The 11,986-nt window shown below is 43.1% G+C and carries 10 protein-coding genes; all 10 read right to left on the bottom strand.

What is annotated here, in order from left to right; genetic code table 11:
• Window positions 1-22 precede the first annotated feature (22 nt).
• Window positions 23-574 (bottom strand): hypothetical protein, encoded by a 552-nt coding sequence (locus tag LNTAR_RS02310; protein WP_007277015.1) that lies wholly within the window; start codon window positions 572-574, stop codon window positions 23-25.
• A 24-nt stretch (window positions 575-598) separates the two neighbouring features.
• Complete coding sequence (locus LNTAR_RS02305) at window positions 599-850, bottom strand: type II secretion system protein (RefSeq protein WP_007277014.1); 252 nt, start codon at window positions 848-850, stop codon at window positions 599-601.
• Between the two features lie 516 nt (window positions 851-1,366).
• A complete protein-coding gene (locus tag LNTAR_RS02300) occupies window positions 1,367-3,550 on the bottom strand; it encodes a glycoside hydrolase family 31 protein (protein WP_007277013.1) in 2,184 nt (727 codons plus the stop codon).
• Between the two features lie 117 nt (window positions 3,551-3,667).
• Complete coding sequence (locus LNTAR_RS02295; RefSeq protein ID WP_007277012.1) at window positions 3,668-4,717, bottom strand: protein kinase domain-containing protein; 1,050 nt, start codon at window positions 4,715-4,717, stop codon at window positions 3,668-3,670.
• A 289-nt stretch (window positions 4,718-5,006) separates the two neighbouring features.
• A complete protein-coding gene (locus LNTAR_RS02290; RefSeq protein ID WP_007277011.1) occupies window positions 5,007-5,723 on the bottom strand; it encodes a hypothetical protein in 717 nt (238 codons plus the stop codon).
• 15 nt (window positions 5,724-5,738) lie between these two features.
• Window positions 5,739-7,613, bottom strand: coding sequence for an alpha/beta hydrolase family protein (locus tag LNTAR_RS24965; protein WP_007277010.1), 1,875 nt, complete (start codon window positions 7,611-7,613; stop codon window positions 5,739-5,741).
• A gap of 146 nt (window positions 7,614-7,759) precedes the next feature.
• Window positions 7,760-9,583 (bottom strand): alpha/beta hydrolase family protein, encoded by a 1,824-nt coding sequence (locus tag LNTAR_RS02280; RefSeq protein ID WP_007277009.1) that lies wholly within the window; start codon window positions 9,581-9,583, stop codon window positions 7,760-7,762.
• 304 nt (window positions 9,584-9,887) lie between these two features.
• Window positions 9,888-10,694 (bottom strand): hypothetical protein, encoded by an 807-nt coding sequence (locus LNTAR_RS02275; protein ID WP_007277008.1) that lies wholly within the window; start codon window positions 10,692-10,694, stop codon window positions 9,888-9,890.
• A gap of 274 nt (window positions 10,695-10,968) precedes the next feature.
• Window positions 10,969-11,556, bottom strand: coding sequence for an REP-associated tyrosine transposase (locus tag LNTAR_RS02270; protein WP_007277007.1), 588 nt, complete (start codon window positions 11,554-11,556; stop codon window positions 10,969-10,971).
• Between the two features lie 283 nt (window positions 11,557-11,839).
• Window positions 11,840-11,971, bottom strand: coding sequence for a hypothetical protein (locus tag LNTAR_RS28145; protein ID WP_274377906.1), 132 nt, complete (start codon window positions 11,969-11,971; stop codon window positions 11,840-11,842).
• Between the last annotated feature and the right edge of the window lie 15 nt (window positions 11,972-11,986).

Here is an 11,986-nt window from a genome sequence, read left to right as displayed (position 1 = left end):
AAAAATGTTAAATTTCGTGCTTTTACTTAGTCGCATCCCATTTACTGCCTAATACATTAGAAGTCGTGGCGATCGTCCCATTAGTCTTTACGAGAGATTGAAGTAAGGTGAATTTTTGAATACTCCCATCTACCATGGCATAATTATATTTATTATCACCATGGTGTGAAACACCAGCATTGTCCTGGTGGTCTGCACGTATGCCAGTCCAAGGCCAAGAGATGCCCAGACCAGACCTCAAGTGATTGTTGTCGTTACTAGCTGTTTGGTCTTGATCAGCGAGTCCTGTGTAGGCAATAGTTTGTGACGCTTGATTGATATTACTTATGGAGCGGGAGAATGGTACTGATTTAGCGTAGTCATATCCAGTTATGCCTCCTCCCAAATCGTAGACAGCATCAAAAGTGGAGCCATACCATGCCTGAGTGTGAGAATATGACCTTAGAACTCTATTTTCCATTGGAGAACGATTATCCAAAGGGCACCTGTAGTGTGGGGCATATTCTTCGCCTTGAGTAAAATCACTCGACTTTGGACCATATATGCCACCTGCTGTTTTTTGAGCATCGGTCATATTTCTACCATCATAGTCTCCTAGTCAATCATCCCAACTTACACCATCGGCGTACCAACCTGGCGGGTAAAAGCCATCACTATCATCTTGATATAGAAAAGCGGAAGTATTGATTTGTTTTAAATTATTCGAACAGACGGCCACTTGACTTCTTTTACGAGCTTTACCTAATGCTGGAAGTACAAGCGATGCTAAGATTCCGATAATGGCGATAACGACGAGTAACTCAATGAGAGAGAACTTTTTGCGTGAATATTGAGATGATAACGGATCCATTTTTCGTCCAGGGTTTAAGATTTTTATTTATTAAACCATAAGACTTTAAGGAGCGAAACAAAAATGTTAAAAAAAATGTTATTTATTTTTTGTAGACAAAAAAAACCGAGCATCAAAACTGTTGCTCGGCGAAAAATTTATACGATTAAGTCGTTAAAGATGAAAACTTAGATCGCAGAGCGATATCACTTTAAATAGCCCCACAAGTAATGTGGGCTTGAGTACGAGGGTAAAAATTATGTGCCTTTAGGTACACTACTTAAATAGCCTTCTCAGTTCCATACCTTAAGGCATGGTGCTTCGCACACGAGAAGGACGATGTCCCTCTCGAACTCTCCCTGCAAGATACTGCCGTATGGGCTAATACTTTTTGTCCGCCTGTCTGGCAAGACCCTTGACCAGGCGCTTTGATCTAAGCTATTTAAAGTTTAATGGTTTCACCATAATTTATCTATGCTGTAGATGTCTATACAGTTGTTAACTGGGTAAACATGAAAAATGAACTGTAAGTGGAGCTTATTTTGTCATGATTTTGACTTGAGTCACTTTCCCAAAGAGGGCAGGTCCTTTGCCGGCTTGTTCCGAGATTTTTCCATCGGGGGTGCAAGTGATTGTACGATGACGATATTGCCCCTTGAGGTAATCAAAGGTCTTGGTATCATCTTCGTAGAGCGAGTAAGTGGCGGTTTTTTTACCATAGAGGCGGAGTTCTAAATCTTTGCCCACTGCATCACGACTATTATTAACACTCTTGGTGAGCATGGGAATGAGTGAACCTTCTTTCACAAAGAGAGGTATGCGATCTTTGAGTTCTTTTGCAGTGACTTTAATGGTTTTGTTATTGCCCATGAATTTGCCTGTATAAAAACAGTACCAATTGCCGGCAGGTAGTCGCACGCTGCGAACTGAGTGCTGCTCTTCATAGAAAGGCGCGACCATGATTGAAGGGCCAAACATGTATTGATCAGTTTTTTCGATGATCTGACCCATCGCATAGGGGTTGGTTTCACTATCGAGCTTACCCGCAATCACTTTACTCTGACCTTCGTCAAAGCCTTGTTCGAGGATCATGGCGCGGAAGGGAGGAATACCCTTGAGGTGATAGTCGGCAAAGGAAGTGTAGAGGTAGGGGAGTAAGCGCATGCGCAAATTAATGACTTCGCGAACGGGATCAGTAACATCTTTGAAAGTCCAGGGTTTCGCACCTGTGGCCCAAGCATTGAGCATGGCCATTGGAGAAAAGCACACGGTTTGAATACGGTTGAGCCATTCGCGGCCATTTCTGGCACCACGTGCCTCAGGAGACCAAAGAATGCCACCTAAACTTGCGGCAGAAATTCCTGTGATATACTCCGAATGCGAGTAAGAATCTGAATAAAGTACATAAGGCAGTGCGGAGGCCGCACCATTGCTAGAGCGCACGAGACCGTAAGTACGAGTGTTATGTTTTTTGAAGAGGTCCGTGTAAAACATTTTTTGCATGAGCATACCATAAGTTTGACGCATGGATTCGGCTGATGTTCCTGAGGGAAAGGTGGCGTGATCGGGCCAGAGCCAGTGATCATAGCCATCGACTTCATCGACTTTATAGCCGCTGACGCCAATGCTCACATGATCGCGGTAGTGTTGCTCGGTAATTAAATCTCGGGCTTCTTGAACGTTGTAGTCGGGAACAATGCCGAGCCACACGAGGTGGGAACCGGCATGGGGGTACATGTCCTTATAGATTTTAGCATCTTTTGACATGTAGGGGTTTTCCCAGAGGTTGAGGCGGACACCTTGGCTCAGCATATCTTGAGTGAATTTTTTAGGGTCGGGAAAACGTTCCGTTTGCCACTCAAATGTACAGGGATAAGATTTGGTCATCCACCCAGGTTCAAGCCCGAGAACATCGAGGGGAATGTCATGTTTTGCGAAGTCCGCAACTTCTTTGCGGCATTCTTCTTCATTAAAAGCAGCGGGAACACGATGCCAGAAACCTAAGCCCCAGAGAGGAGGCAGAGTTCCACCGCCGCAGTAAAGGTTATAGCGCTGTACCACCTCGAGCATGGTATCGCCAGAAAAAATAAGCACTTCTAAACCTTGAGCGTCAACTACGGCTTCAACCGCACTTGCGGCAGGAAGAGCCTGCCACGGACCCGGCTGAGAACCTTTTTGACTTGGAGGCGGATTGCGATCGACTTCGGGTGGATTATCGAGAGCATCTTTGCGATTTCCCAGTTGGTTGTAGACTTTTAGGTAGCGCGCGGTATTGAAGAAGACGCCATAGCCCTTGCTCGAAATGTAAAAGGGTACGGGAGCATGAGTTTTACCACCACCGAGTTTCCAATGGTCAACTTTGAGCTCAAGCACTTTTTTAGATGACTTTATGTTTTTCATCTGTAGCCCGAAACCATAAATTTTTTCATCAGCATCACAGGGGATGCGAACCATCAATTTACCATCCGCTGTTTTAATGGTGCTGATAGCGGACTTCGTAAAAGGAAATTTTGCAGGCCCAAGTTTTTTGAGGGCTTCCAAACGAGGTTTTTCAGCGGCTAAATCGGTATAGCGTAGTTCGGCATCAGTTTCACCGAGTTCGAGTTTCCATGTTCCAGCAGCAGGCTCTTGCCAGTTATTGGCGGTTGTGAGATCGCTTTTGTCACCATTGACAGCGAGCAGGGAAAGGCTGAGACCTGCAAAGAGGAAAAAAAGTTTCATGTGTATGTCCTAGTTGATTTAGAAATATAAGTATAAAAACCAACAGGATCTTACAGGGAATTGATACAAAAAATTAAGAAAAAGCAGAAATAAACAGGAAATTTGCCTAAGTCGAGTTTAGCCCATCAGTTGCATACGCATGAAAAGTTCTGAACACTTATTGAAGGAGGGACGGTCTTTTGACTTGTAAGCGAGCATCTTTTTGAGGAAGCTAGGCAATTTATATTGCTCAAAGTTCTTTAAGAAGTTTTGACGTTCTAAATGAATTTGGTGGGGATCTTTCTCTGAGAAGGGATTCTCACCTAAAATAAAAGTAGCGGCTAAAATACCCAGAGAGTAAACCGCAGAAGCTTCGGTATGAACCTTAGCGAAAATGGCTTCGGGAGCTAAAAAAGAAATAGGGATGTAGTTGTAACGCGGGTTTAAGACATGAATTTTTTCGCGCAGGCCATAATCACAGACAAGAGTTCTACCATCCTTATCGAGCATGATATCTGAAGGCATAAATGAGCCGAAAATACTGTGTTCCGCCATATTGGCCGCTAGATGGCAGACATGAGTTAAAACGTGAGTGGCTCTCTCTTTGGGAAGTTCGCCGAAGCTAGCGAGATAAAAGTTCATGCGGTAGGGGGCGTTATCTCGACTAAAGTAATATGTACTCTCGTCAACATCGACGTGGCGAGGAGGAAGGTAATTGGCATGTTCGAATTTTTTAAATTCATCTGCAATTGCTTGGAGTTCTGCTAGGCTAGCATCAGATTTTAGTTTTTCATAAACGACCACGTCGCCATAGAACTCATTCTCTTTGTTATATGCCCTGAAAGTGTGAATAAAGAGGCTTTCATAAACCTGTTTATCATAAATAAATAATTCAGTTTCAACTGGAATACGAAATTTCACTTTGCAGGCGGGACATTCAACTTTTTCAAAAAGTTCATTGGAATGATACTCTGAAGTAATTCCACAGTTTGCGCAGGTGATACTTATTTCAAACTTTGATTTCTCCATGTAATCAATACGTCTGAGGTTATCGTAAGTTTCCTGATACGAGAATTTCGTCTTATCTAATGGCATGCCTTCACTACTCTTCTTAAGCTCAATATTAAGTTTATCTAACTTGGGCTTAAGAGACTTCTTCGGTATGTTAACTGTATCGTTTTCTGACATATAGACTTGTAGTTGAATTTGTAGGTTAACTAAAAATTAATATTGTTGTCCGCGATTTCCAGTTATAAAACATGATAAAATAAGCATTTTAATGATGCGTTTTTATAATTTTTTGTAAGAAAAGTAGTGATGGTTTTTAGATCTATCTTCAATTAACAACAATATTTTACAGCTAATCTCTAAATATTTTTCAAAAAAATTCACTTATGTAATCATCCATAGTCAAAGCAAGGAAATCAGTCATAAGAGCTTGTTTACATAGTTGTAAGATTTGTATATAATGAGCTGGTTAAATGGAGGATTTATCTGAATTGTGACTTATCACAAGGTTATCTAAATAGACGTAGCTCTTGTTTTTTTGAGCCATCATCAAGCCAATCCAACTGACCGCTTTGATTGAGTCTGCAGCTAGCTCGGTTTTATGAACCGTACCATTGGCTTCAGTAATGGACATGGTCACACTTTTTCCTGAATGCTGAACGGGAATAGTGAGTTCGCAGTGCAACCACTGCTCAGTTGGGTAAGCTTTACTGATTTCACCGAGGCGAAAGCCTATAGGGGTAAGGACAGCACTGAAATTACTTAGATGAGGCTTGACTGAGTAGTCACGACATTCGATGCTAATAGCGACTCCTTTCGCCTTAGGGATTTTGAAATCGAAATTGACCGCAATAGTCCCTGATTTTATCGTTTCAGAACCTTTGAACCACTGACTCAAAGCAGGCATGAAGCTATGCTTGACTGTTGTTGAGTTTTGGATTTTTAGGGCATTGGAGCCGGAAGCTTTTGTTGAGCTTGTCAGCGAAAGTCCCGCCTTGCCTTGCGGGTCCTCGCAGTGAAGGAGTTTTTGTACTTCTGCCCTGATACCACTTTCAAAATTATCGGCTAAAATAATGCGCGTTGAATCACTGGGAGTACTCGCTTTTATATAGAGTTTTTCAAAGGTGTTTTCGGCCAATAAAGAAGCCGTGCTTAAAAGGAGTAGAGCGCAAAAAGTTTTTTTCATGTGGTATTCCTTATTTTACTTTTTTGTATGAGTGATGACCAAATTATCGATAAAGACTTCACCATGTTTTTTACCTGTGAGCATGAGTCCAATCCAGCTCAGAGCCTTGGTTTGACTGGAGTCCATTTCGAGACTTTGAACAGTTTCACCCTCTTGAGATATTTTGACTTGGATGGAAGCCTGAGTTTGATTGACCGGAAGATTAAGTTCCATGTGAAACCATTGATCAGCTTTGATGCTCAGTTTCTTTTTACCTAGAGTAATGAATGTTTGATCAAGCTCTAGCTTGAGAAGGTTCTTCGAAGGCTTCGTGCTATAATCACGAGCTTGGATGGAGATGGTGTTGCCATTTTTACTGGGCATGAGTAAGTCACATTGAAAAGTCACTGTGCCATTTTTAACAGCTGCGGGGCCACGGAACCACTGATTGAGTGAAGGCATAAAAGCATGCGCAACCGAGGGTGAATTTTTGATTTTAAGGGATTTCCCTCCAGAAGCTTTTTGGTCATACCACTCCTGAATACCGGCAACTCCCTTTGGGTCTGTGATGGAAAAGGCTTTCTCAGTTGAGTTCGAGATTTCGCTTTCAAAGTCATCCGCTAATAAAACTTTTTTGCCTTCGGCAGGGGAGATCGCAGATAAATAAAGTTGGGCGAAGTCGAGTTCGTCTCCGCTACTCTTCTTTACGGCTCCTGCCACTTCATGTTGGATAAAACGGCTGCTAGACATGAAGCCACGCGAGTCTTTTGCCGTAAAGAGAAAAGCTTTAGTTCCAGCGGGGAGGTTCGCTTTAATTTGATCCCCGTCAATTTTTGCGGAAGTCGCAAACCATTTCTTGTCGGGCCATACGGGCTTGGACTCTAGGGTGTAGAGCAGTTGTGCGGAGGCAATTTTTGCGGGGGCCGCAAATTCTACTGAGGCTTGATTCCCTTGGGCTTGAGGGGCTTCGAAAGTGATCAGTCCTGGCTTGCCTTTTACAACGGAATCTGCAAAAGCGTAACATTCCTCTAAGTTCCAAACGGGGCCATGACCATGGCCCATTTCGAGTTCGAAACGCAGTTGCCCTTTAACGGCATTAGCCGATTTCTGGAAAGCGGGCATGTCGAAGTGAAAGTCATTGGTGCCATTGACCCAAAGAGTGGGGTAGTCAACGTTTTTGAAGTAGGCAGAGCCATCATAGTATTTATGGACCACTTCGCTGTGTTGGCCGTCTGCAATCGCGCGACCTTGGTGACCCGAAGATGCGGGAAGGTAGCCGCAACCATAGCCTGGGATAGCAAATTTAAAGCGCGTATCAACACCCATAACTGAGGAGGTGAGGTTGCCCCCCCAGCTAATGCCTGTAAATCCTGTTTTCTCTGCATTGACTTCGGGAAAAGAACGAATAAGTGAGTGAGCGATCATGATTTGTGCCATGGCATGGTAGTACCATTGCTCTTCAATTGGCTTATCAAAATCGTGAAAGACACCGACGCGTGAGGGACCGGGGTTTGGAGTCGATTGGCGCCCTTTTTTATCGGGTCGATTGAGCGGGATATGACCTTCGAGATCCATGGAAATAGCGGCGTAGCCATGATCTGTCCATTTTTTTACCCAAGTAGGGAAAGCCGTACCACCTCCACCGTGAACACAGACAACTGCGGGCCAACCACCTTCTGGAGGTGTTCCTTCAGGACTTGCGTAGTAAGCAAAGACATCGACTTCTTTGCCTTGATAAGCAAGGGATTTGTACAATAAAGACTTCATGCCTTGCGCAGGCACTAAGTCAGTTTCGACCCATTGAGGAGCTTGTGATATTTTATCCATATCCCAAGGGAGCTCTTGGGAGAAAGCGATGTTTTGTATGAAGAAAAAGAAAAGGAGAAAAGGGGCTAGTTTTGGGGAGCTCATGGCGGATCCTATATTAATGAATTCTACTAAGTGTAAACAAGAAAAAAGCTGAGTTGTTACAGTTCAAGAATAAAATTGAAGAACTGAACTATTAGCGCCATTTAGGCTTAAAACTCTCAGTATACATGAGGACGAATGCTAATTCCTTAGTCAATTAGCTTGATCGACTTGATCATGCTCAGCCCTTCTTTGGTGCTGAGGTTAACTCTTTGTTTCGTTTTTTGATTAATGAGGGCGAGGCTAAATTTGCTGATGCGGGACCATTGCACAGCTTTGGGTTTTTTGTCGTGACTCTTGAAATCAGTGGTCTTGATGACGATGTCTTTTTGTTCACCAGCGGTAATGGGAATGGTGCAATGAAAACGGCCGATATCGCGTCCGCCTCCTAGAAATCGACTATCAACAGAGAGTTGTAGGTAATAGGCATCCTGTTTAGGATTAATTGTGATGTTGAGTTTCTTATTGTCGTAGACAAAGCTGGGATCTTGGAATTTATAGGTATTGATACTGCCGTGACGCCATTTCCAGTCCTGCAGGCCCTGACTAAAGTCTTCGAAAAGGACTTGATCCTTGGCGAGTTCTTTTAAGTTTTCGATTTTGAAATTATCGGGTACATAGGAATACTCTTGCGAGAACAGGCTGTAGCTCGAAGTATTTCCGCTCAAAGTTTCCTCTTCTTTGGAAAGTTTGTAACGACAGAGGGCAAAGGTATAGAGCGGCACATTTTTCTTATGGGCAATTTTTGCCTGCCAAGTTTTTCCATCACTTGTCGCTTTGGCGCGCTTCCAAAAACGGGTGATGGAATTGGGATTATGCGAGTAATAGATTTCGACCTCGACTAAGTCCTTATTGTTATTTTCGGGGCTTACGGAAAAATGCGCTTCATTGGCTTTTAAATTAAAAGTCGAAGGTGGCGTAGCGGGCATGCGCTCATTATTGCCTTTCAGATACAAATTAAACCATTTGTTGAGCATGATCCATTGTTCACCACCTGGGCCATGGTTTTTATGCATATTCATGCTCACACGCCAATTCTTGTGTGGGAGCAAGTCCATGGTTTGATAAACGCGATCAAAGACCGCATGGAAGTCATTAGTGGAATTGATGAACAAAACGGGAACTTTTACATGAGGCCAATAAGCTGAGGGATCCACCGTATTGACATACATCTCAAGGTGGCCGGGTTTTGCGTAATGTGCTTTGAGGCCAGTTCTTTCGAGTCCAGGAAAATCTTCGTGAAGAAAGCCAGTGCCACCAACGAAGGGAGCTACGGCCTTGAGGCGCGGATCCATTGCAGTCATGGAGGTGATGGTGCCACCCATAGAGAAACCTGAGAAGCCAATTTTATCGGCATTGACTGCGGGCTGATTTTCGAGGAAAGTGATGGCGCGTCGTGCGGCGACAACTAAGAGAAACCAATTGTTATTGCGAGGGCTATCTACGGGATCAATTGTAAATTCATCGGCCTCAAGTCCGCGTTTCCAATGCTTGCGTAAGGCTTTTTTATAAAAGCCTGGCCCTTGTGTGGGGTCGACTTTGCCCCAGTCAGTGTTTTCCTCAATCCCTTCTTCCATGGGGCGCCCCAACCAATTGATATCTACAGTGGCGAAACCGCGCTTGGCAAAGTATTCACCCCGTTTGCGATCAGCGCGTTGCCCCCCGCCATGGCTCCAAACAAATGCCGGATTTTTTTTGCCATTTTCGGGGAAGCAGTAATAGGCGGCGATGCGCGCATCTTGGCCCTTGAAAGTCCCGACTTTAAAAGTGATGTAGCGCGACACTACGCCATCTTTTTTCCATTCTTTGATGATTTTGGTTTCCAAGGCCTCCGCACGAGCATCATAATCCTTCCATAAATCAATGACATTGGTAGGAACATTATCAGCTGTATAGGGGGTGAAGGTGTCTTTTGCGAAAGTCGCAAAACAAAGCGATAGAGTGAAGGCAAAAAAGTAGGGCGATAAGCACATTTTATTTCCTAGGATGATGAGGGATTAAAGAAGTTAAAAAGAATCTTCATATATAACAAGATGAATTGCCTCATTGCTACAATTTTTGTATAAATAATGGCGTCCTTAACCCTAAGCTCGGACCGCTGAGCTTCTGCTCGGCCTAAACTAGGACCGCTGAGCTCCAGCTCGGCCTTCTATTGACTAAGTACCTTATTTATCCGCAATTAGCCAAGCAGGAGCTTGGCGCTCCGAAGGTTTTTCGCCTCACTCCAGCGGGGAGGTATTGCCATACGGGCGGATAAATTATGAATAGAAGTGTTAATCAATGAATGATGATTGGTTTAGCGTTCTTGATTCTCGTATACTTAACGGGCTTTTTCGCCCATTTGAATCCAGTTGCTTGTAAATGGTCTTGATCAATTTTCGAAAATATTATTCCTGTCTTCGTTTGAATTCCTTGATCTACCAGACTCCATTCAAAAGTTTGTGAGCGATCGGTGTTTGGGAAATATTCTATACCAGTATGGTTGGGGTAAAAGGTGTGGATTCTGCTGAACTGACTTTTCCAAGATCCGACAATCCATTTTTCGAGATCATTTGGTGGGTTATTCGGTGAAGAGTTGTTTTTGGGACTTTGCTCAACAATGACTGTTTTATTCTTGGGAGGACTTGGATATTCTTCTAGGCGATCAAGGTAAGCTTTTGTCTTCTTGGCAGCTTCTAAATCATGCTTTTTAAGATAAGCGGCAATGATTTCTTGGCCGCTTTTTTTTGTTTTCAAATACTGTGATTTCTGGGCTTTTTTGTAGGCTTTTTCAGTATTGCTTACACTTATTTTGTACGATTCTAAAAGCTTTGTGTATTCCGCAGGAGCCTTTTCTTTGGGAGAATCTCCCTTAAGGATCGCATCCATATAGAGTGTATTTTCTAAGTCACCATTGGTCATAAAACTCTTTTTAAGTTTAAGCTTCAGGTCTTCAAGTTTCTTTTTGTTGGCTACTTTTTTCTCTTGCAATTGTTTGGATAACTTAGCCAAGCTCTCACGATGAGATTGATCGAGTTGATCAATGAGTTCAAGAGCTGGTAGGCCTGTAGAAAAAAAGAGTAAAAATAATAAACAATATTTCATATAGAGTTCCTTCATGAGTCAACTAAGTAAGCCTTTAAGTCTTTAGCATGCAAGGTGATAATTGTTTGATAATCATGAATTTCACTGAAGCGTCCTCAACTTGGACCGCTGAGCTCCAGCTCGGCCTTCTATTGACTAAGTATCTTATTTTTATCGGCAATTAGCCAAGCAGGAGCTTGGCGCTCCGAATGTTTTTCTCGGCTTTTTACAGTTAATTCAGCGCTTTATTTATCGGCAATTGGCCAAGCAGGAGCTTAGCAGTCTCGTTTAATCATCATTTATATGCACTAGACCATCGCCACTCTTCGGCATGCTGGCATAAACCGCCCTTTACTGGATTCTGATGGATATAGTCTATAGTTTTTATTAAATGTTTTTCATCGCGAATATATCTATCCCAATACTCCCTCAGCCAAAATTCTTTTTGTTCTTGTGCAATCCCAAATTTAGTCTTATGCTGCAGAGCATATTTACCGACATATGATTTCCATGACTGAACGATTTTTGATAATTTATCTTCTGTTCTTATTAACACATGTACATGATTAGGCATGATACACCAAGCGAGTAATTCATACCTTTGAGAATCAAAGTGAATCAAGGCATTCTGCATATATTCTGCTAGCTCATCGTATTTGAATGCACAACAGCCCATACCTCTAGATAAGATATCTTCCATTTTTTTTCGCATTTCACGATTAATAAATTCCGGATCAACATTTTTTAACTCATCCTTAAATTGCCGAATCACTTTTTGTGGGATGCTATCGATCAATCGGAAAGTTAAAGATTGACACATTCCTCTCTCGTCATAATGAGGTAGGTAACCTCGATTGCTCCACGCACTATCATTTTCATCCATCGTCATGCTCCTTTCCCTCAAGCTAAACGATGTCTTAACGAAAACAAAATTTTATTGCTTATTGAAGTCGTCCTCAACTTGGACCGCCAAGCTCCAGCTCGGCCTCAACTCGGACCGCTGAGCTCCCGCTCGGCATAAATTCGTCCTCAACTTGGACCGCTGAGCTCCCGCTCGGCATTCTATTGACTAAGTACCATATTTTTCTCAGCAATTAGCCAAGCAGGAGCTTGGCGCTCCGAAGGTATTGCCATACGGGCGGATGAGTTTAATAAAGACTAAGGGCTTAATTTGCGGTGAAGTGAAGGGCGCGGAAAGCTGAGCCACCGGGTTTAATGCGGCCTGACTTGTTTTCGAGTGTCTCTAATTCGAGGGTGTGTTCGCCTTCTTCGAGTTCATTAAAGAACATTAGGGTCATGGGGTAATTGAAGCC

The organism is Lentisphaera araneosa HTCC2155 (assembly GCF_000170755.1).
GTDB classification, from domain to species: domain Bacteria; phylum Verrucomicrobiota; class Lentisphaeria; order Lentisphaerales; family Lentisphaeraceae; genus Lentisphaera; species Lentisphaera araneosa.
Note: the sequence above shows the minus strand (reverse complement) of the source record. Positions and strands in the feature narration are given on the sequence as shown.